Origin of the sequence: Achromobacter sp. 2789STDY5608621 (assembly GCF_001299375.1) — a bacterium.
GTDB lineage: Bacteria > Pseudomonadota > Gammaproteobacteria > Burkholderiales > Burkholderiaceae_B > Achromobacter > Achromobacter insuavis.
Map to the genome: position 1 here is coordinate 28,621 of NZ_CYTU01000024.1, position 26,851 is coordinate 55,471.

The 26,851-nt window shown below is 63.4% G+C and carries 25 protein-coding genes; 7 read left to right on the forward strand and 18 right to left on the reverse strand.

Going from position 1 to position 26,851, the window contains the following annotated elements:
• Positions 1–126: 126 nt before the first annotated feature.
• From AOZ53_RS20635 to AOZ53_RS20645, 3 genes are all read right to left on the reverse strand, one after another.
• Entirely contained in the window at positions 127–912 is a 786-nt protein-coding gene (locus AOZ53_RS20635; RefSeq protein ID WP_234353514.1) for an enoyl-CoA hydratase/isomerase family protein, read from the reverse strand.
• A gap of 154 nt (positions 913–1,066) precedes the next feature.
• On the reverse strand, positions 1,067–1,642 hold the full coding sequence (locus tag AOZ53_RS20640; RefSeq protein WP_054428383.1) for a DUF2889 domain-containing protein: 576 nt from the start codon (positions 1,640–1,642) through the stop codon (positions 1,067–1,069).
• A gap of 73 nt (positions 1,643–1,715) precedes the next feature.
• Positions 1,716–2,903 carry a CaiB/BaiF CoA transferase family protein gene (locus AOZ53_RS20645; RefSeq protein ID WP_054428382.1) on the reverse strand — a complete coding sequence of 396 codons (1,188 nt, stop codon included), beginning with the start codon at positions 2,901–2,903 and terminating at the stop codon, positions 1,716–1,718.
• Positions 2,904–3,217: 314 nt separating this feature from the next.
• On the opposite strand from AOZ53_RS20645, the gene AOZ53_RS20650 reads away from it, so the two are divergent.
• Positions 3,218–4,891, forward strand: a complete 1,674-nt coding sequence (locus AOZ53_RS20650; RefSeq protein ID WP_054428381.1) for a sigma-54 interaction domain-containing protein — start codon at positions 3,218–3,220, stop codon at positions 4,889–4,891.
• Positions 4,892–4,908: 17 nt separating this feature from the next.
• Here AOZ53_RS20650 and AOZ53_RS20655 read toward each other — a convergent pair whose 3' ends face one another.
• Complete coding sequence (locus tag AOZ53_RS20655; protein WP_054428380.1) at positions 4,909–6,087, reverse strand: CaiB/BaiF CoA transferase family protein; 1,179 nt, start codon at positions 6,085–6,087, stop codon at positions 4,909–4,911.
• 291 nt (positions 6,088–6,378) lie between these two features.
• Between AOZ53_RS20655 and AOZ53_RS20660 the strand changes: the two genes are divergently transcribed.
• Positions 6,379–7,362 (forward strand): Bug family tripartite tricarboxylate transporter substrate binding protein, encoded by a 984-nt coding sequence (locus AOZ53_RS20660; protein WP_054428379.1) that lies wholly within the window; start codon positions 6,379–6,381, stop codon positions 7,360–7,362.
• A 40-nt stretch (positions 7,363–7,402) separates the two neighbouring features.
• The gene (locus AOZ53_RS20665) at positions 7,403–8,182 is read left to right on the forward strand and encodes a glucose 1-dehydrogenase (RefSeq protein ID WP_054428378.1); all 780 of its coding nucleotides are present in this window, start codon (positions 7,403–7,405) and stop codon (positions 8,180–8,182) included.
• 57 nt (positions 8,183–8,239) lie between these two features.
• On the opposite strand, the gene AOZ53_RS20670 is transcribed toward AOZ53_RS20665, so the two are convergent.
• From AOZ53_RS20670 to AOZ53_RS20720, 11 genes are read right to left on the reverse strand one after another with little or no spacing between them, the layout of a single operon-like run.
• Complete coding sequence (locus AOZ53_RS20670) at positions 8,240–9,454, reverse strand: ABC transporter substrate-binding protein (RefSeq protein WP_054428377.1); 1,215 nt, start codon at positions 9,452–9,454, stop codon at positions 8,240–8,242.
• An 18-nt stretch (positions 9,455–9,472) separates the two neighbouring features.
• A complete protein-coding gene (locus AOZ53_RS20675; RefSeq protein ID WP_054428376.1) occupies positions 9,473–10,483 on the reverse strand; it encodes an NADPH:quinone oxidoreductase family protein in 1,011 nt (336 codons plus the stop codon).
• Positions 10,480–11,610 carry a CaiB/BaiF CoA transferase family protein gene (locus AOZ53_RS20680; RefSeq protein WP_054428375.1) on the reverse strand — a complete coding sequence of 377 codons (1,131 nt, stop codon included), beginning with the start codon at positions 11,608–11,610 and terminating at the stop codon, positions 10,480–10,482. The genes AOZ53_RS20675 and AOZ53_RS20680 overlap by 4 nt, the downstream gene beginning before the upstream one ends.
• Complete coding sequence (locus AOZ53_RS20685) at positions 11,597–12,268, reverse strand: 3-hydroxyacyl-CoA dehydrogenase family protein (protein WP_054428374.1); 672 nt, start codon at positions 12,266–12,268, stop codon at positions 11,597–11,599. The genes AOZ53_RS20680 and AOZ53_RS20685 overlap by 14 nt, the downstream gene beginning before the upstream one ends.
• Before the next feature lie 5 nt (positions 12,269–12,273).
• Positions 12,274–13,149, reverse strand: coding sequence for a 3-hydroxyacyl-CoA dehydrogenase family protein (locus AOZ53_RS20690; protein ID WP_054428373.1), 876 nt, complete (start codon positions 13,147–13,149; stop codon positions 12,274–12,276).
• 3 nt (positions 13,150–13,152) lie between these two features.
• Entirely contained in the window at positions 13,153–14,322 is a 1,170-nt protein-coding gene (locus AOZ53_RS20695; protein ID WP_054428372.1) for an acyl-CoA dehydrogenase family protein, read from the reverse strand.
• Between the two features lie 28 nt (positions 14,323–14,350).
• Positions 14,351–15,097, reverse strand: a complete 747-nt coding sequence (locus tag AOZ53_RS20700; protein ID WP_054428371.1) for an SDR family NAD(P)-dependent oxidoreductase — start codon at positions 15,095–15,097, stop codon at positions 14,351–14,353.
• A 2-nt stretch (positions 15,098–15,099) separates the two neighbouring features.
• Positions 15,100–15,870, reverse strand: coding sequence for an enoyl-CoA hydratase/isomerase family protein (locus AOZ53_RS20705; protein ID WP_054428370.1), 771 nt, complete (start codon positions 15,868–15,870; stop codon positions 15,100–15,102).
• A gap of 7 nt (positions 15,871–15,877) precedes the next feature.
• Positions 15,878–17,554, reverse strand: coding sequence for a class I adenylate-forming enzyme family protein (locus AOZ53_RS20710; protein WP_054428369.1), 1,677 nt, complete (start codon positions 17,552–17,554; stop codon positions 15,878–15,880).
• A gap of 28 nt (positions 17,555–17,582) precedes the next feature.
• On the reverse strand, positions 17,583–18,362 hold the full coding sequence (locus tag AOZ53_RS20715; RefSeq protein ID WP_054428368.1) for an enoyl-CoA hydratase-related protein: 780 nt from the start codon (positions 18,360–18,362) through the stop codon (positions 17,583–17,585).
• 42 nt (positions 18,363–18,404) lie between these two features.
• Positions 18,405–19,637 carry a CaiB/BaiF CoA transferase family protein gene (locus tag AOZ53_RS20720; protein ID WP_054428367.1) on the reverse strand — a complete coding sequence of 411 codons (1,233 nt, stop codon included), beginning with the start codon at positions 19,635–19,637 and terminating at the stop codon, positions 18,405–18,407.
• A gap of 171 nt (positions 19,638–19,808) precedes the next feature.
• Here AOZ53_RS20720 and AOZ53_RS20725 point away from each other — a divergent pair, with 171 nt between their 5' ends.
• The 3 genes from AOZ53_RS20725 (at position 19,809) to AOZ53_RS33665 (ending at position 23,966) form a co-directional block, all read left to right on the forward strand.
• Complete coding sequence (locus AOZ53_RS20725; protein WP_054428366.1) at positions 19,809–21,467, forward strand: sigma-54 interaction domain-containing protein; 1,659 nt, start codon at positions 19,809–19,811, stop codon at positions 21,465–21,467.
• A gap of 293 nt (positions 21,468–21,760) precedes the next feature.
• A complete protein-coding gene (locus AOZ53_RS33660) occupies positions 21,761–23,020 on the forward strand; it encodes a CaiB/BaiF CoA transferase family protein (RefSeq protein ID WP_054448035.1) in 1,260 nt (419 codons plus the stop codon).
• Positions 23,010–23,966 (forward strand): Bug family tripartite tricarboxylate transporter substrate binding protein, encoded by a 957-nt coding sequence (locus tag AOZ53_RS33665; protein WP_076409397.1) that lies wholly within the window; start codon positions 23,010–23,012, stop codon positions 23,964–23,966. The genes AOZ53_RS33660 and AOZ53_RS33665 overlap by 11 nt, the downstream gene beginning before the upstream one ends.
• A 123-nt stretch (positions 23,967–24,089) precedes the next feature.
• On the opposite strand, the gene AOZ53_RS33670 is transcribed toward AOZ53_RS33665, so the two are convergent.
• The 3 genes from AOZ53_RS33670 to AOZ53_RS20730 form a co-directional block, all read right to left on the reverse strand.
• The gene (locus AOZ53_RS33670; protein ID WP_108914246.1) at positions 24,090–24,578 is read right to left on the reverse strand and encodes a DUF6644 family protein; all 489 of its coding nucleotides are present in this window, start codon (positions 24,576–24,578) and stop codon (positions 24,090–24,092) included.
• Positions 24,578–25,111 carry a DUF6152 family protein gene (locus AOZ53_RS34340; RefSeq protein ID WP_127185445.1) on the reverse strand — a complete coding sequence of 178 codons (534 nt, stop codon included), beginning with the start codon at positions 25,109–25,111 and terminating at the stop codon, positions 24,578–24,580. Before AOZ53_RS34340 ends, AOZ53_RS33670 begins: the two co-directional genes overlap by 1 nt.
• Positions 25,112–25,246: 135 nt before the next feature.
• The gene (locus AOZ53_RS20730) at positions 25,247–25,885 is read right to left on the reverse strand and encodes a LysR family transcriptional regulator (RefSeq protein WP_081397570.1); all 639 of its coding nucleotides are present in this window, start codon (positions 25,883–25,885) and stop codon (positions 25,247–25,249) included.
• A gap of 221 nt (positions 25,886–26,106) precedes the next feature.
• On the opposite strand from AOZ53_RS20730, the gene AOZ53_RS20735 reads away from it, so the two are divergent.
• A complete protein-coding gene (locus tag AOZ53_RS20735) occupies positions 26,107–26,832 on the forward strand; it encodes a RibD family protein (RefSeq protein WP_054428365.1) in 726 nt (241 codons plus the stop codon).
• The last annotated feature ends 19 nt before the right edge of the window (positions 26,833–26,851 follow it).

Genomic DNA, 26,851 nt, shown 5'->3' on the forward strand with positions numbered 1-26,851 from the left:
CGGAGCTGAGCGGCAGGCACACGGCCGTCCGGATCGCGTGCCGGGGTGTACTCGCGGCATACACGCGGATGCGGGACTGTGTTTGTGTGTTCGCGGCGGCGGAACCGCAAGGGCCCGCCGGCCTGGCTATTTGCGCGCCTGCGCCGCCGCCAGCGCGCGTTGATGTCCAGGCATGGCCGTGGCCAGCGCGAACGCATCGGCCTCATGGGCCATGGCGCTGTCCATGGGCTGGCTCCAGCTCTGGCGGCTGACTGACTTGGTCAGCATCAGCGCTCCATGGGGCAGCGCCAGCAGTTCGGCCGCCAAGGTGCGGCTGGCCTCGGCCAGGTTTTCCCGCGGCACCACGCGGCGGGTCAGGCCGCGCAGGCGAGCCTCCTCGGCATCCATGGCGCCGCCCGTGAGCATCAGGTCCAGGGCGGCGGGGACGCCCAGTTTTGACTGCAGCAGATAGGAGCAGCCGCCGTCCGGGATCAGGCCCAGGCGCACGAAGGGGAACCGCAGGGTTGCGTCATCCGCCATGACCAGCAGGTCGGCGGCAAGCGCCAGCGCAGCGCCGCCGCCGGCCGCCGCGCCCTGGACCGAAGCGATGACGATCTTGTTCATCCTGATTAGTGCCATGTGGTGTTGCTGCGCGGTCAGAATGCGGTCGCGCCAGGCCAGCGGGGTCGTTGGCAGATCGCCGGTATCGGCTCCGACGCAGAAGGCGCGGCCCAGTCCCTGCAGCAACACCACATGGATGTCGGGGGCGGCGGCGATGTCCTGCAAGTGGGCGCCGAACTCGGCGCGCATTGTCGTCGACAGGGCATTGAGCTTTTCGGGGCGGTTTAACGTCAAGACCGCCAGGCCGCCTGCCTTTTCCAGCAGGACCGTGGATTGGGCGCTGATGTTTTCCTGGTGATGCGTGGGCATCATGCTTCTCCTTGAAGAGGGGTTGAACCTTCAAGCAAAATGAATGCCAGCGTTCAGCCACAGCGACCGGAGGCGGCGAAACCGCGGACCGTGTCCGCGGCGCATGCAGTTCGCACAGCCAGAAGACAGGAGCTGTGCGCCGGGATCTCGGCCGCGCTCAGGCCTCGGTTGGTGGGGTGTACCACTGCGGGTAATGCTCCTTGACCAGCGGGCCGTCCTCTCTCAACGCGTGGCATGCGCCGATCTTCAAGGGGCGTTTCGCGGGATCGTCCTCGTCCTGGTGGGAGATCTTGCCCTGCAGGATCGTCTGCACGGCCAGGGTCGGCAGCAGCGTCGCGAGCTCGGACAAGTGCGTGCAGCGCTCATGGGTCGGGATCCGCTTGGCGATTTCCTGGCGGAAGCCCGTGAGCAGGTTCGCGCCGACCAGCCGCTCCAGCCGCACCTGGGCTTCGGGACAGACGGAGGGAAACGGCATGCGATGCATGCCGGCCTCGGCGTCCAACACGTCCAGGGCTTCGTTGATGGTCACGCGGATCGCCATCAAATGTATGGGCACGCCGCAGTCGAAATGCCGCATCTGTGTGGTGAAGGCTTGGGGCTTGACGTCCTCGATCAGCGCCTCCAGGTCCCACAGGCCATCCTCGCGCTCGTAGGCCTGCAACTGGATGGTGCGCGAGTGGGAGGATTTGCGGGCGCTAGCAGGGGCGGGAAGAAAATGCGAAGGCGACACCATGTGGTGGTCTCCGTGTCTGGTTCGAGGAACCGGGAAACTGGCTCCCGGTCCCGCCAAAGGGGGGCAGAGCTGCTTAGCGGGTTGCGCCGCTTTCGGCCAGTGCGCTGATTTCGTTATCGGATAGTCCGGCCGCGGCAAGAACCTCGCGGTTGTGCTCGCCCAGCCGCGGCGCAAGGCACTTGACCTGGCTTGGGGTCTTGCCGAACTTGACGGGCGGCCTGACGTGAGTCAACACGCCCTCGCTGGGATGCTCCTGTTGTACAAACATGCCTACCGCCGCCAGATGGGGGTCCGTGAACAAGTCCTCCAGGCTGTTGACCGGCGCGACGGGTATGCTCAGCGTTCGGAGTTGGCTCAGCCATTGAGCGGAGGTCCGCTCGGTCATGATGTCCCCGAGTGTCTTGTACAGGGTTTCGTAGTTCTGGCTGCGTTGGTTCGGCGTGTCGTAGCGCGGATCCTTCGCCAGATCATCGCGGCCGACCAGTTGAAAGAAGTCCTTCCAGTTCTTGTCAGTGTAGGGCAGCACGCAGAGATAGCCGTCCTTGGTCCGATGCGGCTTGCGCAACTGGCTGAGCACCCGCGGATAGCCTGCCTTGCCGTTCTGCGGGTCGAAAGCCCGTTCCCACTGATGTTCTATCAGCATGAACGAGGCCAGGGATTCGAACATCGGCACTTCGATGCTCTGCCCTTCACCGGTGCGCAGCTTGTGGAACAGCGCGGCCAGGATGCTGTAGGCGATGGTCAGGCCCGCAACTTTGTCACCGATGATGGTAGGCGTGAAACGGGGTTCGCCCGCCAGATGAGCATTGATCGAGCACAGGCCGGAAACACCCTGGATCATATCGTCGTAGGCTGGATCATCGGCATAGGGGCCGCCTTCGCCAAAGCCATAGGCGCCGCAGTAGACGATGCCTGGATTGATTTCCTTGATCTGTGCGTAGCCCAGGCCGAGCCGTTCAATGGCGGCCGGGCGCATCGCGTGGACAAACACATCGGCCGTCGCCACTACGCGCAGCAGCGCTGCACGCGCCTCGGGTTTGCGCAGGTCCAGCATCAGGCTTCTTTTGTTGCGATTGACGGAGAGATGTATCGGCCCCATGGCGCGGCTGCGGCCGACTCCCATGTGGCGCATGATGTCGCCATCGGGACTTTCCACCTTGATGACGTCTGCACCCATATCGCCGAAGATCTGGGTGGCATAAGGGCCCATTACTACGGACGTCAGGTCGACGATTTTGATTTCAGACAAAGGACCAGCCATGACACTCCTCTACGCTTCTTGATGGTTCGTTGGTTTTTTTGTTACACAGAAATCGGCCTCGGCGTCCGTGGCCCCGATCGAGGGACAGGGTTTGCTGCAGGGCATCAAATGCATTTCTGATAAATTTCTTTTAAGCAATTTCCATGCCATTGCGGACCACGGCACCGAAGGGGCGGCGGAGCGCCTAGCGTACGGGGAATCGGCCGCAAGATGTAGTGCCGGCGCTGCCTGCAGCGCTGCAGCCGTGGAGTACACTCTTCGCCACCAACATGCCGCCACGAAAGACACGGAAGGCAGATGCAGAGCGAGAGGATATGGTAAGAGACACCGAAGGGATACTTGTCCTGAACGAGAGCGGCGAGATTAAATTTTCTTCGGGTTTGGGCACGGAGGAAGTGATTGCGCGGATGCTCTCCGGCCTGTGGGCCGATCGCTCCAGCACTCCGGTCAAACGCCTGTTCGCCTTGCCCGGCATCGAGCCCGCTCACAGTGTCGCTGCGCTGGTTTGCGACCAGGGCGTGTGTTTCCTTATCTTCTCCACAGGTGGGGATGAACTGACGGAATTTATCTCTACCGTCGATTGCGCCGCGGACATCTTCCGGTACTTCATCACCAATCCTTATGAGGCCATGAACGTCGTCGACGCGGCGGGCAATCTGCTTTACATGAGTCCGATCCACGAACGGTCGATTGGCTTGAAGCGCGGCGACGCCATCGGCCGGCCGGTCAGCGATGTGATCGAGAACACCCGCTTGCAGGAAGTGGTCGTTACAGGCAAGCCGCAGATCGGCGAGGCCTATGAGGCAATGGGCGTCACCCGCATCGTTTCACGAATCCCGATCTTCGACCGCGATAAGAAGCTGGTGGCGGCAATCGGCCAGGTCATGTTCAAGGGCCCGCAGTCGATTCCGCAAGCGATCCAAGACATTTCCAACGAGCTCGCCCGCGTGCGGCAGGAGCGTGACTTCTATAAACGCGAACTCTCTGGCATACGCAACCGTTCCTACGGATTGGACCAGATCGTGGGCAGCAGCAAGGCCATCCGCCAGCTCAAGGAAGACATTCTGCGGGTCGCGCCGCTGGACGTGCCGGTGTTGCTGGTGGGGGAAAGCGGAACAGGCAAGGAGCTGGTGGCGCACGCGCTGCACATGCTCAGCCCGCGTGGCGACAAGCCGCTGACCTTGATCAATGCGGCCGCGATGCCCATCAGCCTTGTGGAAAGCGAGTTGTTCGGCTATGAAGGCGGCGCGTTCACGGGCGCCGACAAGCGCGGCCGCAAGGGTAAGTTCGAACTTTCCGATACCAGCAGCCTGTTCCTCGATGAGATCGGCGACATGCCAATGGAAATGCAGGTGAAATTGCTGCGCGTATTGCAGGACGGCACGTTCCAGCGCGTCGGCGGCGAGCGCCTGCTGCACTCGGATTTCCGTCTGATCTCGGCCAGCCATCGGGATTTCCAGAAGATGGTTGCGGACAATACGTTCCGCCTGGACCTGTTCTACCGCATCAGCGCCGTGACGCTCTACCTGCCCTCGCTACGGGACAGGCCCGAGGATATCCCCGAGCTGGCCGATACCTTCCTGGCCGCCTTCGCCAGGCGCCAGGGCGTCGCCAAGAAGTCCATCGACGACCATGTCATCCAGTACCTGCAATCGCGGAGTTGGCCGGGCAATGTGCGCCAGCTGCAGCACGCGGTGGAACGGGCGGCGATTTTCAGCGACGGCGGCCGCCTGACGCTGGAGAGCTTCGGCGGTCTGGAGCATCCAGGAGGCATCGGGGCCGAGAAGGAGTACCGCCCCTTGCAGGCGACCGCGGGCTCGGGCCGCTTCGACATGTGGGAAGCGAAGCAGCGCGTCGAAATGGAGCTGATCGCGGACGCCATGGAGCGCACCGGCGGCAATAAGAAGCGGGTCGCCGAGGAACTGGGAATCTCCCGCTCCTATCTGTACAAGCAACTGCGCCTGATGGAAGGCGGCAAGGAGAGCTGAGTCCCGGCCCTGGGATGTCAGGACTGCACAATCCCGGCGTTGAACAGCTCCTGCTGCCGGGCGGCATCCAAACCGAGTTCACTCAGGATCTGCCGGGTGTGCTCGCCGCGCCGCGGCGAGCGCTTTTCCTGGCTACCTGGCGCCGCCGTGCCCGGCAGCCGGGCGATCGGCACGCGGCATGGGCCGCCTTGCTCGCTCATCGCGAAAATCCGTTGCTGTTTGACCTGCGCGTCGGCCAGGAAGCTGGCGTAGTCGGAGACTTTTCCGCAGACCACGCCATGCCGGTTCAGGCGCTCGACCCAATGTGCCGTCGGCTTGGCACGGAAGATCCGTATCAGCGTTGAATTGATCTCCTCGCAGTGGGCGTAACGTCCGGTCGCCGTGCTCAGGCGCGGGTCGGCGAGCCAGTCGTTCTGTCCTATGGCCTGGCACAGGCCCGCGAACATCCGGTCGTGCAGCGAGGTGACGTTGATGTGCCCGTCCTCGGTTTCGAAGGTGCCGGCCGGCACGCTGAGAGCCTGCACGGAGCGTCCGGCATTGAGGGCCTCGTCGATGATCGCGCCGCTTTGCACCGCAGCCGCGGCTTCCAGCAGGGAGACCTCCACCCGCGAGCCCTGGCCCCGCACGGCGCGGCGGTACAACGCGGCGCCCGTAGCCTGCGCCGCATAGATGCCCGTCGCCACGTCGATCAGCAGGATGCCGACCTTGCGGGGAGTGCCCCGCGCGTCCCGGTTGACCACCATCATTCCACTCATGGCCTGCAGCGTCGAATCCGATCCTGGCCGTTCGGCATAGGGGCCGTCAGGACCGAAGGCGGACACCGAGACATACACCTGATCGGGCCGGGCTTTCGAAAGATCGGCGTATGACAGGCCCAGGCGCTCTATGACGCCGGGGCGGAAGCTTTCTATGACGACGTCGGCTCGTAACGCAAGTTGGCGTAGGAGGTCTCTGCCGGCCTCAGTCTGCCCATTGACGCAGATCGAACGTTTACCCAGGTTGTAGGCGATTGCAAGCGCGCTCATTCCTTCAGTTTGATAGCCAATGGCGCGGCTCCAATCGCCGGTTGGCGATTCCGCCTTGATGACCTCGGCGCCTTGTTCCAGCAGGAGCATGGCGCAGTAGGGTCCGGCGACTCCCTGGCTGAGATCCAGGACGCGCAATCCGGCGTACGGTTGATCGGGCAAGGCGGGCATTTCGGGGCTCCTAAGCAAGTCTGGCGTGTCCGTACTTTCCCGGACGAGTTCTGATATGAAGCAAAACCCGTACCACCGCTGCGTGCGCTGCGGATGTCTGTCCTGCCGCGTAACGAGTGTCTTCATAGTATGCATTTGTGTTCGCCCAGGAGGCAGGGAGCCGGCGACGGGCTGGCGGTTACATCGCAGGACGGAAGTGTGGCGTGAAGCGAGGCCAAGCTTGGCATGGAGTTTGCGTTCTCCCAGAACGAATGCAGGAGTGGGTTTTCAACCAGGGAGTCAGGAGCAGACATGAACCATGCAATCAATAAGATGGCCACCCGAATGGCGGCGATAGCGCTGGCAGCGCTCAGCGCGACCAGCGCTTTGGCCGCCGAATATCCGAGCAAGCCGATCAGGATGATCGTGCCGTTCGCCGCGGGCGGGCCGACCGACACGTTGGCGCGCAGCCTGGCCGAGGCGATGACGGAACAGCTGGGCCAAAAAGTGATCGTGGAAAACAAGCCGGGAGTGGGCGGGAACGTAGGCACGGCCCAATTTGCGCGCATGTCCCCCGACGGCTACGCAGTGCTGCTGGTCACCAACGGCCCGCTGGTGGCCAATCAGATGATGTTCAAGAACCTGGGCTTCGATCCGAAGAAGGATCTGGATCCTGTCTCCTTCGTGGCCTATCTGCCCAATATGGTCGCCGTGCATCCCAGCGTGCCGGCAAAGACCATCAAGGAGTTGATCGCGCTGTTGAAGGCGAATCCCGACAAGTACAGCTTCGCATCGGGCGGAGACGGCACCAGCACCCACTTTGCCGGCGAATTGATGAAGTCCATGGCGGGCGTGAAGATGACGCATATTCCCTACAAGGGGGATGGCGCTTCGATGCCGGACGTCGTCGGCGGACAGGTGCCCATCGTGTTCGGCAGCATCTTCGCCACCAAGCGTTTCGTCGACGGCGGCATGCTTCGGGGATTGGCGGTGACGTCCCTGGACCGGGTTCCGTCCATGCCCGAGATGCCGACGGTGGCTGAATCCGGCTTGCCCGGCTACGACCTGACTGCCTGGTACGGCGTGGTGGTCCCTGCGGGTACGCCCAAGCCCATCATCAACAAGCTGAGCCAGACCATCGCCCGGGTCGTGGCGTCGCCGGACTTCCGTGCGCGGGTCGAGGGGATGAGCGGCATACCGAAAAGCACCACTCCGGAAGAGTTTGCCGCGTTCATGGAGTCGGAGCGTCCCAAGTGGAAGAAGCTCATCGAGGAATCGGGAATCAAGATCAACTAGGCCGCTCGCGCCGGGAACACAAGCGAAATAGGAGAAAGCGATGTTTGCTGCAGATGTGCTGAAAGGAAAGGTGGCGTTGATAACGGGAGGCGGGGGCGGCATAGGACTGGAGATCGCCACGGCCTATGCGCGCCTGGGCGCCAAGGTGGTGGTGGCGAGCCGAAACCAGGAACGGCTGGACGGCGCCGTGGCGTCGCTGGCGGCGCAGGGCCTGGAGATCCTGGCCGTGCAAACCGACGTCAGAGTCTACGAGCAGATCCGGGACGCCATAGAAACCGCGGTCGAGCGCTACGGCGCGCTGGACATCCTGGTGAACAACGCCGCCGGGAACTTCCATTGCCCGACCGCCGAGCTTTCGCCCAATGGCTGGAAGACGGTCATAGACATCGATCTGAACGGCACGTTCTACGGTTGTCACGCCGCCTACAAGCATCTGAAGGCGGCCCGTGACGGCGGCTGCATCATCAGCATCGCCACTATGCTCGGCCTGAGCGGCTGGCCGGGCGCCGCGCACGCCGGCGCGGCCAAGGCCGGGATCATCTCCTTGTCGCGCGCATTGGCGGTGGAGTGGGGCGGCGACAACATCCGCGTCAATACGATTTCGCCTGGACCCATCGGCGACACAGAAGGGGTGCGCCGCCTGTATCAGGAGACTGGCCGCGAACAACTGGAGCGCAAGAAGACTGCCCTGGGCCGGTTCGGCAACAAGTCCGATATCGCCAATGCCGCGGTCTATCTGGCGTCGGACCTGGGCGCCTACATCACCGGCGAGAACATGGTGGTGGATGGCGGCCGCTGGCTCAAGTATGTGGCGGCTTGAACAGGCGGGCAGCGGGCAGCGGGCCGGATGGCCGGATGGCCGCCGCCCGCTGCCCGTTCAGCCCGCTGGCTTGACCAGTGGGCACTCGCTTTGCGACAAGGGGCGGTACGCCTCGTCTCCTGGAATGGTGTCCAGGATCTTCAGCAGGTCCCACTCGCCCTTGGACTCCGCCGGGGTCTTCACCTGCGCCAGGTACATGTCGTAGACCATCCGCCCATCGGCGCGGATGCGGCCGTTCGTGGCGTAGAAATCATTGATCGGCATCTCCTTCATCTTGGCCGCCACGGCATCGGCGTCGTCGGTGCCGACGGCCTGCACGGCCTGCAGGTAATGCAGGGTGGCCGAGTAGGCGCCGGCCTGCACCATGGAGGGCATGGATTTCTGGCGTTCGAAATAGCGCTGCGACCAGGCGCGGGTTTCCGCGTTGCGGTCCCAGTAGAAGCCGGTGGTGAACTGTAAGCCCTGCGCGGCCTGCAGACCCAGGCCCTTGATGTCATGCAGGAAGACCAGCAGGGTGGCCAGTTTCTGGCCGCCTTGCGTGATGCCGAACTCCGAGGCCTGGCGCACGGCATTCTGGGTGTCCGTGCCGGCGTTGGCCAAGCCTATCACCTTGGCCTTGCTGGCCTGGGCCTGCAGCAGATAGGAAGCGAAATCGGGGCTGGACAGCGGCGCGCGCACATTGCCCAGGATCTTGCCGCCGTTCGCCTTGATGACATTGCTGGTGTCGCGTTCCAGCGAATGGCCGAAAGCATAGTCCGCCGTGATGAAGAACCAGCTGTCGCCGCCGGCGCGGGTCACGGCGCGGCCCGTGCCGTTGGCCAGGACGTAGGTGTCGTAGACATAGTGCACGCCATAGCGCGAGCACGCCGCATTGGTCAGGTTGGACGAGGCTGAGCCGGCGAACAGCGTGATGCGCTTCTTTTCCTTGCCCAGGGTTTGCAGGGCCAGGGCCGACGCGGAGTCGGTGGATTCGATGATGGCGCTGACGCCGTCGCGGTCGTACCACTGGCGCGCGCGCGTGGCTGCGATGTCAACCTTGTTCTGGTAGTCCGCGGACAGGACTTCGATGGGGCGGTCCAGCACCTTGCCGCCGAAGTCCTCGGCCGCCATCTTGACCGCGGTGACCATGCCGGGGCCGCCGTGCGCCGAATACACGCCGGTCATGTCGACGATTGCGCCCAGGCGAAATGGGGCGACGCCCTGTGCGTGGCCAGGGAATGCGTACAGCGAACCGCCTAGCAGCGCGGCCATGACTACGGTTGTCTGTTTCATGGGATATGTCCTGCCTTCTCAGATTGGGCGATGCGAGGGGGATTCCATATGGACGACGTACTTGCCGGTGGCGCGGCCTTGCTCCAGTGCCTGCAGGGCGATGGCCACCTCTTCCAGTGGCAGGCCGGCGGCCAGCCTGGGACGGATCAATCCTTGTTCGCGCATGCGCAGCAGCCGCGCCTGCGCCAGCGCGATCTTCTCGGGCTGGCGGTCGCGGTAGTCGCTCCATTGCAGACCGATGACGCTGATGTTCTTGAGCAGCAGATAGTTCGCCTTCAGCGTCGGGATCTGGCCCGCCGCGAAGCCGATCACCACCAGCCTGCCGCACCAGGCCAGGGCGCGCAGCGAAGCCGCGAAGACTTCGTCGCCCAGGGGATCGAGCACGATGTCTGCGCCTCGGCCATCGGTTGCCGCCCAGACCTGATCGCGCAGGCTGTCGCGCAGGTTTTCCACCGACAGATCGATCACGTGGTCGGCCCCCATCTCGCGGGCCACCTGCGCCTGTTGCGGCGTGTTGACGCCGGCCAGGGCGATGCCGCCCAGGGCCTTGACCAGTTGCACAGCGGCGCCGCCGACGCCGCCGGCCGCGCCGTTGACCAGCACGGTTTCGCCGGCCCTGAAGCCGCCGCGTTCCAGCAGCGCCAGATAGGCGGTCTGGAACACCAGCCCCATCGCGGCGGCGTCTTCGTGGCTGACACCGTCGGGCAGCAGGTGGCAGTGGGCGGCGCGGGCGACGGCCTGGCTGGCGTAGGCGCCGTGTTCCATGTGTGCCACCACGCGGTCGCCGGGCTTGAAGCCGGTCACATCCGCTCCGGTGCGCAGCACGGTGCCGCTGGCGTCCTTGCCCGGCACGAACGGCAAGGCCGGCAGGATCTGGTACTTGCCCGAGACCACCAGCGTGTCCGGATAGTTCACGCCTGCCGCGGCAACCTGGATCAACACCTCGTCAGCGCCAGGCACGGGGTCGGCGACGGTTTCGACACGGTGGTCGCCGGCGGGCGCGAAGTTTCTGACCAACAGGGCTTTCATTCTGTCGCCTCCTGCGCGGCCAAGATGCGCGCCGTGTGTGCTCCCAGGCCCGGAGCCTGGACCTGGGATGCCGGCACGCGCAGGCTGGGATCGATGGGAACCGGCAAGGCGGGCATGGTCCGGCTCGCGCCGTCGGCGACTTCGCGCGAGAACAGGCCGCGCGCAATGAAGTGCGGGTCCTCCGCTGCCTCGCGCAGGCTGGCGACCAGGCTGACGCAGGTATCGCCGTCGCCGAACGCCTGCATCCATGCCTCGGCGCTGCGCTGGATCAGGACGGCCGCGACGCGCTGGCGCACGCTGGCGTCGTCCTCGGCCGCATCGGCCAGCTCCGGCAGGCCGATGACCTCGACGAAGGCGCGCCAGAACTTGTCCTCCAACGGCGCCACCGCGAGGTGGCGTCCGTCCGCCGTCTCGTACACCTGGTAGCGGCAGCTGCCACCCGTGACCTTGTCGCTCCCGGGCCGAGGCCACTGCCCCTGGCTCCAGCCGTTGCCCAGCCCCCAATACATGAGGGTGAAAAGGTTGTCCGCCATGGCCACATCGAGGTGGCGTCCCTTGCCGTCGCGGTCGCGCTGGCGCAAGGCCAGCAGGATGTTCATGAAGGCGGGGTAGGCGCCGCCGGCCAAGTCCGCGGTGAGCGTGGGCGGCACCAGAGGTCGTCCTTGCGCATCCCCTGTCAGCGACAGCATGCCGGTCAGCGCCTGATAGTTCAGGTCGTGGCCGGCCATGCCGGCCCTGGCGCCTTTCTGCCCATAGCCGGTGATGGAGCAATACACCAGGCGCGGGTTGATGCGCGCCACGCTTTCGTAGTCCAGGCCCAGACGTTGCATCACGCCTGGGCGGAACTGTTCGATGAGCACGTCGGCCCCTTCGACGAGCCGGCGCAGGCGCGCGCGCTCGTCTTCATTCTTCAGATCCATCGCCACCGAGGTCTTGCCGCGGTTGAGCAGGGTGAAGTTGACGCTGTCCTCGCCAAATCGGGGCAGGTAGCCGCGCATCTCGTCGCCGCCGGCCGGCCGTTCGATCTTGATGACGCGCGCGCCGGCCTCGGCCAGCAGCAGTGTGCACAGGGGGCCGGGCAACAGGGTGCTGAAGTCCAGCACCGTGATGTCGCTAAGCGCTTGCATTGCCGCTCTCCTGGAGGTGGCGCTGCCACGCGACGCGCGCGCGCCGCGCGGGAGCGTAGGCTTCCTGGCCCAGCATTTCGTACAAGGCCTGGCTTACCCGGTAATGGTGGTGCAGGCCGGTGCGGCCGAGCAGGGCGATGGGGCCTTCGGGATACCCCAGGCCCAGGCGCAGGGTGGTGTCCATGTCATCGGCGCTGGCCAGGCCCTCGTCCAGACGTCGCAGCGCCGCGTTGTAGTAGGGCCGCACCAGGCGGTTCAGGATGCGGCCGGGAAAGTCGTTGCAGACAGCGACTTCCAGGCCGGCCGCGGCGAAGGCTGCTCGTGCGGCCTGTAGAGCCTCAGGACTCGTGTAGGGTTTGCGCACCAGTTCGATGAGCCGGGTCGGCGCGTCGTCGCCCAGGCGGAACCGTGCGAACCCGACCACGTTGCGGGCGCGGCCGTCGTCATCGTCGCCCGTATGCACGCCCAGGCATTCCAGATCCAGTTCGATGGCAACGAAGGGCGCCTGCTGGCTTTCTGCCTGTTCCTGCCGGTAGCGCTGGCCGGTCTGGGCGCCGATGTAGACCCGTCCCTCGCCGCTGGCTTGGGCTTGCGCAAGAAAGTCGTGGGCTTGGGGGAAGGACGCGCTGTTCCCGGTGTCAATGATGCGATAGGCCATGGTAGTCATGCTCCGAAGATCTTGTCGTTGTCGTAGCGATGGAAGCCCGCGCCGCTCTTGCGGCCCAGGCGTCCGGCGCCAATCATGCGTTTGACCAGAGGGGGGCAGGCCGCTCGCGGCTCATTGGTGCTGCCGTGCAGCGCCTCGCACAAGAGCTTCTGGGTGTCCATGCCGACCATGTCCAGCAAGGTCAGCGGTCCCAGCGGATAGCCCAGGGCGGTCTTGACCGCCAGGTCTATGTCGGCCGGTTCCGCGACCCCCTGGTCCACCATGTTGATGACGTCGTTGTGCCAGGGCACCAGAAAGTAGTTGAGGATGAATCCCGGCGTGTCGCGTGTGAGCACGGGCTGTTGGCCCAGCGCCTCGCAGAACGCCCATGCCTGATCCAGCGCTTCGCGCGAGGTGTTCAGGCCAGGCGAGACTTCCACCAGCTTCATCAGCTGCGCGGGCAGGCAGAAATGCATGCCCACGACCTGGGTGTCGCGGCCGCTGCCTCCGGCGATCTCGGTGATCGACAGGGTGGAGGTATTGGAGGCGAACAGCGTGTGGGGCGCGCAGATCCGGTCCAGCTTGCGGAACAGTTCGTGCTTGACCTGGATATCCTCGAACACCGCCTCGATGATGATGTCGCAGTCGGCCAGCGATTCGATGTCGTCGCTGGCATGCCAGTTGGCCAATATGACTTCGTCCTCGCCGGCCGCGAGCTTGCCGCGCTCCACCGATTTGCGCAGAAAGCCGGCCGCCTGCCGGCGCCCCTGTTCGGCCAGCTCGGCGCGGGTGTCGTAGGCGCGCAGTTTGAAGCCGGCGCGGGCCACGACGATCGCGATTCCCGTTCCCATGGTGCCGCATCCGACGACGCCTACGGTCTTGATGGTGTTCATGGACTACTCCTTGGTCAGAAAGCTGCGGCCGATGAGTTGGCGGTGGATCTGGTTGGTGCCTTCCCAGATCTGGGTGATCTTGGCGTCGCGCATCAGGCGTTCGACGCGATAGTCCTTGCAGTAGCCGTAGCCGCCCAGCAGCTGCACGGCCTCGGTGCTCATGCGCATCGCCAGGTCGGTGGCCTTGAGCTTCAGGATCGAGGCCTCCATGCCTATGTCGTCGGCGCGGTTGTCGACCATGCCTGCGACGCGCCACAGCCAGGCCTCGCAGGTCGCCAGCTCGGCCGCCAGGTCGGCGACCAGGAACTGGATGCCCTGGAACTCCAGCACACGACGCTTGAACTGGCGCCGCTCGTTGATGTAGGCGACGGCGTCCTCGAAGGCGGCGCGCGCGATGCCCAGCGCATGCGCGGCCACGCTGGGCCGCGAGCGGTTCAGCGAGGTCAGCAGGATGCGCAGGCCGTCGCCCGGCTCGCATAGCAGGTTGGCGCGGGGGATGCGGCAGTTCTCGAAAGCCAGCGTGGCGGTGCTGGAGGCGCGGGTGCCCATCTTGTCCTCGGTGCCGACTACCGTCAGGCCTGGCGCGCCCTTTTCGACGATGACCGCGCTGATCGCCCGCTTGGCATCGTCGATGCCGGCCCACTTTCCGAACAGCAGGTAGACGTCGGCCACATCGCCGTTGGTGATGAAGGTCTTCTGGCCGTTGATGACGATGTCGTCGCCCCGGGGCTCGAAGCGGGTGCGCATGCCCGTGGCGTCGGAACCGGCCGAGGGCTCGGTGATGACCAGCGAGGCCAGGCCGCCTTCGGCGATGCGCGGCAGGAGGCGTTGCTTCTGTTCCTCGTTGCCGAATTCGATCAAGGGTTTGATGGCATGGAAATTGGTGGCCCAGACGATGCCGGTGGAGGCGCAGGCCGCGGAGATTTCGCGCACACAGGCCAGATAGCAGGAATAGGACAGCGGCGAGCCGCCATAGGCTTCGGGAATGAACATGGCGTTCAACCCCAAGGCGTTGATGTCGGCCACGTTGTCGTGGGGGAAGGCGCCGCTGCGGTCCAGTTCAGCGGCCCTGGGCGCGATGCGCTCGCGCGCCAGCTCCCGCACCGAGTCGAGCAGCATGGCTTCTTCGGGGCTCCAGGGCATGGAGGCGTCCAGGCGTTGCAGTACGTTCATTGATTGCTCCTAGCTGCTTGGGCGGGGCTCAGACTATCAGGCTCTGGCCGCCGTCCAGATAAATGGTCTCGCCAGTCAGAAAGCGCGAGCGCAGCGAGAACAGCATGGCCACCGCGTCGGCGACTTCGGCGGCTTCGGCTGGACTGCGGCGCGGAATGCGCTTCTGCAGGTGTTGGGCCAGCGGTCCGCTGGTCATGTACTCGCGGTTCAGGCTGGTCATGACGTAGCCCGGCGCCAGATTGACGACCTGGATGTCGTCGGCCGCCCATTCCACAGCCAGGCAGCGCGTAATGGCGCCCACCGCCGCCTTGGATGCGCAGTAGGACAGATTCTTCTTGACGCCCAGCTTGTCGTAGAACGAGCCCATGTTGACGATGACGCCGCCGCCGTTGGCCTGCAGCAGCGGATAGGCGGCCTGGCTGGCCATGAGCACGGACGTGGCGTTGCTGCGCATCAGGGATTCAAACGCCGCGGGCGCCAGCGTGGCGGCCGCGCCGTCGGTGTGCTGACCGGCGTTGTTCACCAGGCCGGCGATGCGGCCTGAGGCGCGTTCGGAGACTTCGGCGAATGCGCGCTGGATCTGCGCGGCGTCGCCGACGTCGCAGGCCACGGCATGCCAGCGGGCGCGCAGCGCTTCAGGCACGTCCGCCAGTTCAGGCGCCTGGCCCGAGCGCGACAGGCAGGCGACCCGAAAGCCGGCGCGTGCGAGAGAGAGAGCGATATCGGCGCCGATGCCGCGGCTGGCGCCGGTGACGACGATGGTGGATTCAGGCATGGTCATGCATCCTTGAAGCAGGGGGGGCGTTTTTCGAGAAAGGCCTGCATGCCTTCGGCGGCGTCGGCGCTGCGATAGGCCAGGGTGGAAAGGTCGCGTTCGATGCGCAGCCCGAGCTCCAGCGACGTCTGCATGCCGCGCTGGACCGCCTGGCGGGCGAAGTCGAGCGCGTGCAGGCCGTGCTGGAGCATCGGCGCGAGATAGGCCGCGCCGATGGCCGCGGGCTCGCCTTCCTCCGCGATCTGGTTCACCAGGCCGATGCGCTCGGCTTCATCGGCCTTCACCGTCCGGCCGGACAGGATGAGTTCGAGCGCGCGCCCTTCGCCCACCAGCCGGGGCAGGCGTTGCGTCCCGCCGTAGCCGGGAATGAGGCCCAGCTTGACCTCGGGCAGGCCCATGCGGGCTGCGGGCGTGGCGACGCGGAAGGTGCAGGCCAGCGCCAGCTCCAGGCCGCCGCCGAAGGCATAGCCGTGGATCACGGCAACCGAGGGGATGCGCAGCTGGCTGATGCGTTGGAACACTTCCTGGCCCAGGCGGGCGCCTTCATGCTCGTCGCGCAGCGTGCGTCCCACCAGCTCCGGGATGTCGGCCCCGGCGCAGAAGGCCTTGGAGCCGGCGCCTGTGATGACCAGTCCGCGCGCTGCCGAGGCCGACACGCGTTCGACGGCCAGGTCCAGGTTCCGCAGTTGTTCGAAGCTGAGCGCGTTCAGCGCCTTCTGCCGGTCCAGGGCCAGCACGGCGATGCCGCCCGGCAGGGTTGATTCCTGAATCATGCGTGTCTCACTTGGTATTCGTGGCGGCGCCTTGCCAGCGCACGGGGATGGGCGCGATCTTTTCGTCCTTGACCCAGTCCATCAGCGCACGCTTGAGGATCTTGCCGCTGGCGGTCATGGGAAAGCTGTCCAGCAGGATGTAGTACTCGGGCATGTCGTACTTCGACAGGCCGACCTCGTTGAGGTGATGGAGGATTTCGTCGGCCTGCGGTGAGCTGCCGGGCTGGGGGACGATGGCCAGGCACACCATCTCGCCTAGCCTTGGGTCCGAAACGGCGAAGGCGGCGGCCCGCAGCACCTGCGGGTGGCGATGGGTGAGGTCCTCGATGCGCGCGGGGTGGATGTTGTGACCGCCCCGGATGATCAGGTCCTTCTTGCGCCCGACGATGCGCACGTTGCCCTCGGCGTCCTGCACGCCCAGATCTCCGCTCATGAACCAGCCAGAGGCGTTGAACGAGGCTTCGGTGGCTTCCTGGTTGCTGTAGTAGCCCAGCATTAGGAGGCCGCCGCGTCCGCCGATCTCTCCGATTTCTCCCGGCTCGGCTTCGGCGTCGGGATCCTCCTGTTTCCAGATGCGGATCTCATAGCCCTTGCAGGCTTGTCCGCAGGTGCCCACGATGACGCCGGTGGGGGCGTCGGGCAGTGTGTACTGGTGCGAGCCGTTCTCGGTCATGCCGTAGACGTTCTGCGGCTTGACGCCGATGTGCAGGAATTTCTCCGCCAGTTCCTGGGGGATGGGCGAACCGGCCATGTAGAAGGCCTGCACCTCGCCCAGCCTGTCCAGCCCGCGGCGCTTCATTTCCGCCAGCAGATCCATGGCATGCGTGGGCACGCCCATGACGTAAGTCGCCTTGCAGGTTTGCAGCCAGTCCAGCGGCGCCAGTCCAGCGGCCGGATCGTGCAACGCCAGCTCCATGCCGGCCACCAGCATCTGCTCCAGCGCCACGGTGCCGATGTGATGGCTCATGGGGCTGAGGCTGAGAGCGACGGTATCCTGGGTGTGGTGCCAGTCGCGCACCAGCGCCCGGCCATTGGCCAGCAGCGTGTTATCGCTGTGCATCACACCCTTGGGGGCGCCGGTGGTGCCGGAGGTGAAGGCCAGGTAGGTGATCTTGTCCGGGTTGAGCACCGGAGGAGTCCGCACGGGCGGCAGGTCGGCGGCGTCGGGGAAAGGATGGGCCCCCGGGGGCAGCGGCATGTCCGGCCGCGGCAGGGCGTAGAAGCGCTTGAGGCTGGGTATCTCGTGCGCCAGCGCGAAGATGTCCTTCTTGTCGGCATCCGCGCCATAGCCGACGGCGGCGAACAGGGCGCGGCAGTACATGCGCCGTGCCAGCTCGACCACTTCGGCCACGGTGTAGTTCTGGTGCAGCGATGGGCAATAAACATAGCCGCCGCGGGAGCAGGCCAGGAACAGGATGACGGTCTCGGCGCGGCTGGGCAGCCAGGCCGCCACCCGGTCGCCCTGCCGCAGTCCGGCCCGGTGCAGGCTCTCGGCCACGCTGTCGACGTGCTGGAGCAGCTGGCTCCAGGTCAGGCGCCGGTAAGGGTCGCGCAGGGCATAGGCGTCGGGCCGCTCGCGCGCGTGATGGCGGGCCAGCGTGTACAGGGTGTCCTGCTGCCAGATGCCGGACAGGTAGTACTGGCGGGCAGCGTGCGGGGTCTGCAGCGTAAGTAGGGTGTTCATATTGGGTGTCTCGTTGCGGCAAAGCGTCTCAATGACCGAACTTGCCGGCGTCCGGCGCGCGCTTTTCCGCGAACGATGCCGCCAGTTCGTCATGTTCCGAGGTGTCGAGGTAGCCGCGCAGCAGCAGGTCGTGCGCCATGCGCGAAAGGCCGCCCACGCCGCCATGGCGCGCATTGAAGGCGCCCTTGATCGAAGCCAGCGCGAAGGCGCCGCGGTCGGCGATCTTCAGGGCATGCTCCATCGTGGCCTGGCGCAACTCTGCGGCCGGTACGACCCGGTTGATCAGGCCCATTTCCACGGCTTCCTGCGGCGAGATCTTGGGGTTGCTGTACCAGATGTCCTTGGCCCGCTTCTTGCCGACCAGGTCTTCCAGATACCAGGTGCCGTAACCGGCGTCGAAGCTGCCGACCATGGGGCCGACCTGACGGAACATGGCCTTGTCCGAGGCGATGGTGATGTCGCAAACCATCTGCAGCACATTGCCGCCGCCCACGGCGTAACCGTTGACAGAGGCGATCACAGGCTTCTGCAGGCGGTCGATGCTTTCGTACATGTCCAGCGTCGGCAACACGCCTGCGTAGAGCTGGCTGTCCTGCATGCCGTCCTTGCGTCCGCCCAGGCAAAAGAAGCGGTCGCCGGCCCCGGTGATGACGAGCACGCGGGTGCGCGTTTCGCGCCGGACCGCGTTGATGCAGTCGCGGATCTCATGGCACATCGTTTCGGTGAACATGTTTCCGTCGTCGGGACGGTTCAGCGTCAGAATGCCGACGGGGCCTTGCTCCTCGTAGAGGATGTCCTGGAACTCCATGGTGCTGTCCTTGATCTGTGGGGTTATCGAGAATGGAATGGGTCAAATCACGCCGCGCTCGCGCAGCGCGTCGATGCGCGGACCGGCGTATCCCAGCCAGCCGCGCAGGACGTCGTCGGTGTCTTCGCCCAGTGCGGGCGGAGACTTGCGGTGGACATGCTGGGAGCCGTCAAAGCCTATGCCCAGCCCCACCTGAGGAATGGCGCCGTTGGAGGCGCGGGCGCGATAGATCAGGCCCTTGTCCAGCAGGTCCGGGTCTTGCGCCACCTGGTCCAGCCGGTTGATGGGGCCGGCGGGAATGTTGTGCTCGGCGAACAGCGCCAGCCAGTGCGCGCGCGGCTGCGTGCGCAACAGCTCGGCGATGTGCATCACGATGGCCTCCCGATGCGTCCTGCGGTGCGCATTGCTGGCAAACTCCACACGCGCGCCAAAGGCCGGATCTCCCACGGCCTGCCAGAAGCGCTGCCAGATCCTGTCGTTGCCCAGTCCCAGCGACAAGGGGTCATCGGCCGTATCGAAGACCTGGTAGATGGCGATGACCGAATCTTTGCCGCCCGAGCGCCTGGGCAGCTCGCCGGACCCCAGATAAGGCAGCAGCCGTGGCGAGACGAAGCGCGTCATGCTCGACTGCATAGAGATGTCGATCTGCGTGCCGCGGCCATGCTGGCCGCGCGCGATGTAGGCTGCTAGTACCGCCAGCGCCAGGTCCTGGCCGGCCAGCAGGTCGGCGGCCGGCGTGCCGACTTTCTGCGGCGCGGATTCCAGTTCGCCGGTCAGGTCCATGATCCCGGCGTAGCCTTCGGCGATCAGGTCGTAGCAGGGAAAATCGCTGCGCGGACCCGTCAGGCCGAAGCCGGTGAGCGAAGCATGGATCAGCGCCGGGTAGGCGGCTTTCAGGCTGTCATAGTCCAGGCCCAGCTTGCGCTGCACGCGGGGCACCATGTTCAGCACCAGCACATCGCTTTGCACCAGCAAGCCATCGAGGACTTCGCGCCCTTCGGGCTGCGACACGTCCAGCGTGAGGCTGTGCTTGTTGCGGTTGACGCTGAGGTACCAGAGCGAGACGTCCTGCAGAAAGGGCGGGCCCCAGGCGCGCGTGTCGTCTCCGGTGCCGGGCTTTTCCACTTTGAGCACGGTCGCGCCCAGGTCGGCGAGCAGTTGCGTCGCGTACGGACCGGCAATCGAGGTTGTCAGGTCCAGGACGCGCAACGGCGCCAGCAGTTCCAGGCCGTTTTTTTGCGAATCCGCGTAGGGCAGGTTTTCTTGCGGTGTCATCTGTCATCCAGGGGGGAAGTCACGTGGATGACATCAAGCAAGTTTCGTGCCATCTTATAAAAAGGGAGTGCAGCTGGGCTGGCCACGCCTATGGATACGTCCTGAAGCGGTGGGTGTCTTCGGCGCAAACACTTTCCCAAAAACACGAAATCACTCGGAGACACAGGCGTCATGGAAAACGAGATGCGCGGCGTCGTGGTGCTGGACGCCAGCGGCAAGGTGTGCTTTGCCTCGGGGATCGGCTCCGACTCTGGACTGCTGCGAGATCTGTCCAAGCGCTGGGCGGCGCGCACCTTGCGGCCCATCCCTTCCAGCTTCGCGCTCGAGCACCTGGACGAGCCGCTCAGCGTGCTGCATGTGGCCACGCCCGAGGCGGCGTGCTTCCTGGTCAGCAGTCACGACGACGCGGACCCGCTGTTCAATTTCGTGGCCAGCGTCGACTTCGCCGGCGATATCCTGCGGCATCTCATCACCAATCCGTACGGCGCGATCAACGTGGTCGATGCACAAGGCACCTTGCGCTACATGAGTCCGGTGCACGAAAAGTTCTTCAAGTTGTCGCGCGGCGAAGGCGTGGGTCGGCCGGCGCGCGAGGTCATCGAGAACACGCGGCTCGACAACGTGCTGCGCAGCGGCAAGGCCGAGATCGGCCAGACCCAGGAGATGCACGGCACCACGCGGGTCGTGAGCCGCACGCCCATCTTTGATCGCCAGCGCCGCGTGGTCGGCGCCATCGGCCAGGTCATGTTCAAGAGCCCGGACGCGCTGCAGAAGATGAGCGCCGAGATTTCCCGGCTGCGCAAGGAGGTGAACTTCTACAGGCGTGAACTATCCAGTATGGACCGACCGAATCGCGGCCTGGATGCGATCATCGGCGACAGCGAACCGGTGGCGCGGCTGAAGGAACAGATCGTCAAGATCGCGCCCTTGGATGTGCCCGTGCTGCTGTTGGGCGAAAGCGGCGTGGGCAAGGACGTGGTGGCGCATGCCATCCATATGCTGGGTCCACGTGCCAGTGATCCCATGGTGGTCATCAACGCGGCGGCGCTGCCTGTTTCCCTGGTTGAAAGCGAACTCTTCGGCTACGAGAGCGGTGCGTTCACGGGCGCAGATCGCAAGGGCAGGCCCGGAAAGTTCGAACAGGCCGATGGCGGGTCGCTGTTCCTGGACGAGATCGGCGACATGCCTCTGGAAGTGCAGGTGAAGCTGTTGCGGACCTTGCAGGACGGCACATTCCAGCGTGTTGGAGGCGAGTCGCTGCACCGCTCGAACTTCCGCCTCATCTCGGCCAGCAACCGCGACTTCCATCACATGCTGGACAGCGGCGCCTTCCGTCTGGACCTGTTTTACCGCATCAGCGCCGTTACCTTGCGCCTGCCGTCCTTGCGCGAGCGCCTGGAGGATATTCCCATGCTGGCGGGTGCCTTCCTAAAGCAGTTCGCGGATCGGCACGGCCTGCCCCTCAAGGAGATTGAGCCGGCTGCACTGCGCTTCCTGCAGTCTCTGCCTTGGCCAGGCAACGTGCGCCAGTTGCAGCACGCCATCGAACGCGCCGCCATTTTCTGCGACGACGATGCGATCCGGGTGGCGGATTTCGAGATGGCGGGCGAGGCGCGCGACACCTATCACCTGGATACCGTGCGCGTGGCCAACGTGGCGCCGCGCGACGGCTCGATGAAGGAGGTCAAGGACCGCATGGAGGCAGATCTCATCGTGGAGTATCTACAGCGATTTCACGGCAATAAGAAGAAGGTTGCGGAAGCGCTGGGAATTTCGCGATCCTATCTATACAAGCGGCTGGCCGAGATCAACGAACAACCGGACAAGTAATTGTTCGCCTGGACACCCTAGGGATAACCACCTACCGCACGGGGAGTTGATCGTTTCACCCTCTAGCCAATAGGGGAGGAGCGCCGCTAGCCGCATTAACACTGGTTGGGATGGTGGCGACGAGACCTTTCGCAAGGCGACGACATCTGCAATGTAGCTGCAGAAGGCAGTTGTGAAGTTGTTGACGCCATCCTTCCAAAAGTGTCGCGCGCGCCTTCGTCGTAAAAATGGATAGTCAGACGGTGGCACGCCTTTTGCTTGAAGATCTGATCTCATCAATGTAAGAGGCGAATATGGCAACTATTGCCGGGAAGAACGAGAGAATAGATAGTCGCCCGCTCGCGGGAATTCGAGTGTTGGATATGACTCGGGTGTTCTCTGGGCCTTGGGGAACACAGATCCTTGGCGACTTGGGCGCAGATGTTATTAAAGTTGAACAACCTGGTAGAGGCGACGATCAGAGGCGCCTTGGCCCCCCGTTCTTGGTGGACGGTCAAGGAAAGCCTACCGACGAGTCCAGTTACTATCTCAGCGTCAACCGCAATAAGCGCTCGGTCGCGTTGGACATCAGCACACCCGAAGGACAGAAGGCCGTTCAGAAGCTAGCGGAAAAGTGTGATGTTTTTGTCGAAAACTTCAAGGCCGGTGGCCTCGCCAAGTACGGGCTAGATTACGTCACCATTTCCAAGATAAACCCTCGCATCATCTACTGCTCGATAAGTGGGTTTGGGCAGACCGGTCCTCGTAAGCATCAGATGGGCTACGACACAGTGATGCAGGCAATGTGTGGCCTCATGAGTGTTACGGGCAAGCCGGACGAGGAGCCTGGAGGTGGGCCACTGAAAGTTGGGCTAGTAATGTCTGACATGATGGCCGGAACCTACGCCGCTCTGGCGATTCAGGCTGCCCTCTATGCGAGAGATACTCGCAGCACCGAGGGCCAATACATCGACATTTCGATGTTCGATGCGCAGTTGGCGGCGATGTCTCACCAAGCCAGTCATTACCTCGTTTCCGGCGTAGTGCCCGGTCGGTTCGGTAACGGTGCCCCCTCGGTATCACCTTCCTGTTCGTTCGCCTGTGCAGACGCCAGCATTGTCATAGTCACGGGTAACGACGCTCAATTTCGCCGTCTTTGCGAAGTCCTCGATCTCGCAGAGCTGATGGATGACGAGCGCTTTAGGACAAACAGCGCACGAGTCACAAACCGTGCTCCGCTTTTGGAAGCGATACAGGCTACGCTACGCACGAATACCAAGGCCCATTGGCTGATGGCGCTTGAGCGCGCTGGTCTGGTGGCGGGCCCTATCAATACGCTCGCTGAAGCGTTGGCAGATCCACAGACAAGCGCGCGCGCAATTGTCCGTCACGTCAAACACGTTAGCGGTGGCGTTGTGCCCTTCATAGCGTCACCGATGCGCATGTCCGCGACACCCCTCGAGCACTACAGCTCGCCTCCAACATGTGGCCAGCACACCGAAGAAGTGCTGCAGGAATTGCTGGGCTTGTCCTTAGAAAATCTTACGTCAACAGGAAGCAAGCATGAAGCTTAGGATCATTCTCGCAATATTGACTACTGCCATTTTTCCATTCGTTGTAACGGCGCAGAATATCTCAACACGGATCATTGTGCCGTTCGCGCCCGGCGGGGCTACAGACCTCGTGGCGCGCGATCTGGCCGGCAGACTTACCGTTATGTGGAATCAGCCGGTAGTGGTGGAAAATAGGCCAGGAGCGGCTGGCACCATTGGTGCACGGCAGGTTTCGACAGCAGCCCCCGATGGACGTACGCTATTGATCGTTGCGAGTGGACACGCGATAAATGAATTGGTGTATGAGAAACTGCCGTACCGCACCGTTGAGGACTTTACGCCGGTTGCTAAAGTAGTCGACGTGCCGAATGTGCTGCTGGTGCCGAAGAATAGCCCGTACCAGAATGTTATGGAAGTGGTTGCCGCATCGAAAGCCGATCCGAGCCTGTTATCTTACGGAACTTCCGGCAAGGGAACGTCTGTGCATCTGTCAGGTGAGCTGTTCAATTCGATGAGTGGTGCGAACATCGAGGCTATCTACTTCAAAGGGGACGCTGAATCGCTCACTAATGTAATGGGCGGACACGTGCCACTCAGCTTCAACACGGTTCCGGGCGCCAAGGAGCAAATCGACGCCGGAAATGTCAGGGCGATCGCAGTTACGTCGCGCACGCGCGTGCCCGTGCTCAGCAGCGTCCCTACGATAGCCGAATCTGGGGTGTCTAACTACGAAGTCAGTACATGGTTCGGTATTCTTGGGCCAAAAGATATGGATAGGGCTCTGGTCAAGAGGATCAACGCAGATATTCGCATTGCCATGAATGCTCCCGAGATCGTTAAGAAATTACGCGATCGAGGCATGATTGTCAGCGTCGGGACGCCTTCCGACTTCGATCAGTTGATTCGCGCTGAAATTAGCAAATGGCGGCCGGTCGTAACACAATTGGGCCTGCGTGGGAAAAACTGAGTGGGGCACGCGAGCGCGCTGCGAACTCTCGTTCGCTCCGTTGATGCGTACAGATTCCATCAGAAGCTGAATGGAAATGGGCGACCCCATCGTAGTGTGGAAATAGGCCGCCCTCAAGCATGTTCAGTACGCTAGGAAGCGCCCAGCGAAGATCACGCCAGTCCATGAAAGTGCAGATACTTTTGCCGCCAGTTTTGCTGGCGTCGGGGGACTTGCGTCGAAGTCCCATTTTTCGACGGTTCGGTAAATGCCTTTGTGAAAGACGGCAATATTGATGCCAGCAATAGCGATGAGTCCGAATTTCCATGGTGCTGCCGGACTTTCACCGACAGCCATCGCAATAGCCACGAACATCGCGATTCCGGTACAGAGGACGACCGCAAATCCAATGTGGCACACGGGAAGCAGATACCGGGTCGTTACAGTCACCGGGACGACCTTGCGAGCGATCCCAAGCGACCGTAGATCCACGACAAGGGCAGGACCTACCAAGATGCTAATTCCCACGACGTGAAGGCTCATGAGGATGGGATACAGATAGGGCGTTGTTCGTATTGCCTCACCAAGGCCCGAGCGCTCAATGGAGCTGAGGATATCGACGAGCATCCGCATCACTGACTGTGCTGATTCGATGCGGGCTCTGGCTGCTGTGGCAGCGAAGTCAACTGCTGCCAAACGCCCTGGCCGTTACTAAGCCAAAAGATCATCGGACGCAGTTCCCGATCCTGGCTGGAATTGAGAAAACCCACCACTTCAAGTTTCTCGCCAACTTTCAAGGGGCGATCCAGACCCCAGCGCTCCATCCAGCCAGGGCCGGCGAGTACCAGGCGCAGTTCCTTTTGCTCCCCTCCATAAGGGCGAGCAGACGCCATCGTTGCGCGAGCACTCGACTCATCCGCTCCGGGAGGAAGGTCGCGCTCTTTCCAATTCGTGGGAAGTTTCGTGCTCTCGACTTTGAGCCGAACTTCGCTGTGCGGATTGCCCCAGCGCACATATGTGATGGTGCCGGAGGCGAAATACGCATAGCGTGTGTCGAACGAACTCCACCCGTGATGTGCTGACGCTGGCGATGCAAGAATAAACAACAGAGCGATGGATGAAAGCAGCGTAAAGAATGCCGCGGCTCTGGTGGTGAAATTGACCATGATCGGACCCCAATCTTACGAGGATGAATCCCAGCGGCATTGGACAAATGCAGCACCGTGACTGTTCCCACTGGACGGAAAACATAACTTTAAGTGCGGACATCCTTGCGCACTAGACGCAGAGACTGATTACACCTATGAGTAAAGCTCATTGGTGTATCTTGTAATCCTGAGATACTGAAGATCGGCAGTTGCCATTACGCGACCACGCGGCCCTCGACCGGGTAGCCAGGGTCGGTGTAGCCCGGCGTGGAAGCCCTTCGTCGCCACAAGGGCGAAACGCATATCAGGGCCGACCCTGACCGCGATCGTGTCCTGCGCCAGTGACTCGCCGAATCGCACGCCCGCGTCGTAGCGATCCGCCGCAATGTCGCTCATGGTGTAGTTGCTGACCAATTCAACCTTGGTGTCGGGGTACTTCGGAAGGAACTTCAGCAGCTTTGGCCAGAGGATTGTCTTGATCGCATAGTCCATCGCCGTGATGCGGATGGTTCCGCTGGGTTTGTCCCGAAACTCGCTCAATGCCTGGACTTGGGTATCGATCTCGGCCATTTGCGTCGAGATGTTCTGGTACTGCCGCTCGCCGGCCTCCGTAGGCGAGACATTGCGGGTCGTCCGTGTCAGCAGTCGAATGCCGAGATTGGTTTCTAGCATTCGGATGCTATGGCTCAACGCCGACTGAGAGACACCCAATCGAGCAGCCGCGCGAGTGAAATTGCCTTCACGGGCGACGGTCACGAAGGCGAGCAAGCCGCTGTAGTTGTCACGAGGCATTCATGAAACTATTTCATGGGCGTATTATGATTCTACCAGCTTATCGCGCTACTGATCTCTTGCCACAATATCAAGAACTTCACTGTTCAGCAGCACTGGCGTGCCTTGGCTAATCCATGCCCTCCAGGTCCGGGGGCGGTACCCCTTGCGCAAGCCCGCCGCTGGAATCAACCATTGATGGATGCCTGTCTTGTCCTGCATTCGTCGAATCGAGAAGGCACATGCGCCCGAAAATCATCTGTCACATGATCGGCTCCATTGACGGCAGACTCCTGTCCGATCGCTGGACCCCACTTCCCGAAGGAGCGGAGGTAAACACCATCCTCACGGTCTATGACGAAGCCGCACAACGGTTGAACGGACAGGGGTGGATTGTCGGCCGCAAGACCATGGCCGATATGATCAGTGGGACCGCCCGCTCGCATGGCGCTTTCGACACGTCATGCGACCGCAGCACCTACATCGGGAATCGCGGGGAACGCGCCGTCGCGGTTGCCGTCGATCCTTCCGGAAAGCTCAACTACGGCACGGATCATGTCGGGGCCGAGCACCTGGTGGCGATACTGGGTAAGCAGGTATCGGACGAGTACCTGGAAGAGCTGCGCAACGACGGGGTATCCTATCTTTTCGCCGGCGCCGACGGCCAGGACCTGCACTCAGCCATGGCGACGCTTGGCGATGAATTTGGCATCGAGACCGTGCTCCTGGAGGGAGGTGGCACGATCAACGGGGCGTTCCTCAAAGCCGATCTGATCGATGAGATTAGCTTGTTGGTGTATCCCGGCATCGATGGGCTGGCCGGAATACCCAGCATTTTCGAGTACCACGGCGCATCGGCCAATGAATTGCCTGCGGCCGGGCGCACTCTGCGCCTGCTATCCGTTGAAACCCTTTCTGCCGACATCGTATGGATACGCTATGCCGTCGATAGACGGGCTGTTGCGTAGTCCCCCGGGTTGTGGTGGA

What these genes read in the sequence shown, in the direction of transcription:
- AOZ53_RS20635 (WP_234353514.1), bottom strand. Translation starts at nt 912, where the DNA reads ATGATGCCCACGCATCACCAGGAAAACATCAGCGCCCAATCCACGGTC.
- AOZ53_RS20640 (WP_054428383.1), bottom strand. Translation starts at nt 1,642, where the DNA reads ATGGTGTCGCCTTCGCATTTTCTTCCCGCCCCTGCTAGCGCCCGCAAA.
- AOZ53_RS20645 (WP_054428382.1), bottom strand. Translation starts at nt 2,903, where the DNA reads ATGGCTGGTCCTTTGTCTGAAATCAAAATCGTCGACCTGACGTCCGTA.
- AOZ53_RS20650 (WP_054428381.1), top strand. Translation starts at nt 3,218, where the DNA reads ATGGTAAGAGACACCGAAGGGATACTTGTCCTGAACGAGAGCGGCGAG.
- AOZ53_RS20655 (WP_054428380.1), bottom strand. Translation starts at nt 6,087, where the DNA reads ATGCCCGCCTTGCCCGATCAACCGTACGCCGGATTGCGCGTCCTGGAT.
- AOZ53_RS20660 (WP_054428379.1), top strand. Translation starts at nt 6,379, where the DNA reads ATGAACCATGCAATCAATAAGATGGCCACCCGAATGGCGGCGATAGCG.
- AOZ53_RS20665 (WP_054428378.1), top strand. Translation starts at nt 7,403, where the DNA reads ATGTTTGCTGCAGATGTGCTGAAAGGAAAGGTGGCGTTGATAACGGGA.
- AOZ53_RS20670 (WP_054428377.1), bottom strand. Translation starts at nt 9,454, where the DNA reads ATGAAACAGACAACCGTAGTCATGGCCGCGCTGCTAGGCGGTTCGCTG.
- AOZ53_RS20675 (WP_054428376.1), bottom strand. Translation starts at nt 10,483, where the DNA reads ATGAAAGCCCTGTTGGTCAGAAACTTCGCGCCCGCCGGCGACCACCGT.
- AOZ53_RS20680 (WP_054428375.1), bottom strand. Translation starts at nt 11,610, where the DNA reads ATGCAAGCGCTTAGCGACATCACGGTGCTGGACTTCAGCACCCTGTTG.
- AOZ53_RS20685 (WP_054428374.1), bottom strand. Translation starts at nt 12,268, where the DNA reads ATGGCCTATCGCATCATTGACACCGGGAACAGCGCGTCCTTCCCCCAA.
- AOZ53_RS20690 (WP_054428373.1), bottom strand. Translation starts at nt 13,149, where the DNA reads ATGAACACCATCAAGACCGTAGGCGTCGTCGGATGCGGCACCATGGGA.
- AOZ53_RS20695 (WP_054428372.1), bottom strand. Translation starts at nt 14,322, where the DNA reads ATGAACGTACTGCAACGCCTGGACGCCTCCATGCCCTGGAGCCCCGAA.
- AOZ53_RS20700 (WP_054428371.1), bottom strand. Translation starts at nt 15,097, where the DNA reads ATGCCTGAATCCACCATCGTCGTCACCGGCGCCAGCCGCGGCATCGGC.
- AOZ53_RS20705 (WP_054428370.1), bottom strand. Translation starts at nt 15,870, where the DNA reads ATGATTCAGGAATCAACCCTGCCGGGCGGCATCGCCGTGCTGGCCCTG.
- AOZ53_RS20710 (WP_054428369.1), bottom strand. Translation starts at nt 17,554, where the DNA reads ATGAACACCCTACTTACGCTGCAGACCCCGCACGCTGCCCGCCAGTAC.
- AOZ53_RS20715 (WP_054428368.1), bottom strand. Translation starts at nt 18,362, where the DNA reads ATGGAGTTCCAGGACATCCTCTACGAGGAGCAAGGCCCCGTCGGCATT.
- AOZ53_RS20720 (WP_054428367.1), bottom strand. Translation starts at nt 19,637, where the DNA reads ATGACACCGCAAGAAAACCTGCCCTACGCGGATTCGCAAAAAAACGGC.
- AOZ53_RS20725 (WP_054428366.1), top strand. Translation starts at nt 19,809, where the DNA reads ATGGAAAACGAGATGCGCGGCGTCGTGGTGCTGGACGCCAGCGGCAAG.
- AOZ53_RS33660 (WP_054448035.1), top strand. Translation starts at nt 21,761, where the DNA reads ATGGCAACTATTGCCGGGAAGAACGAGAGAATAGATAGTCGCCCGCTC.
- AOZ53_RS33665 (WP_076409397.1), top strand. Translation starts at nt 23,010, where the DNA reads ATGAAGCTTAGGATCATTCTCGCAATATTGACTACTGCCATTTTTCCA.
- AOZ53_RS33670 (WP_108914246.1), bottom strand. Translation starts at nt 24,578, where the DNA reads ATGCGGATGCTCGTCGATATCCTCAGCTCCATTGAGCGCTCGGGCCTT.
- AOZ53_RS34340 (WP_127185445.1), bottom strand. Translation starts at nt 25,111, where the DNA reads ATGGTCAATTTCACCACCAGAGCCGCGGCATTCTTTACGCTGCTTTCA.
- AOZ53_RS20730 (WP_081397570.1), bottom strand. Translation starts at nt 25,885, where the DNA reads ATGCCTCGTGACAACTACAGCGGCTTGCTCGCCTTCGTGACCGTCGCC.
- AOZ53_RS20735 (WP_054428365.1), top strand. Translation starts at nt 26,107, where the DNA reads ATGCGCCCGAAAATCATCTGTCACATGATCGGCTCCATTGACGGCAGA.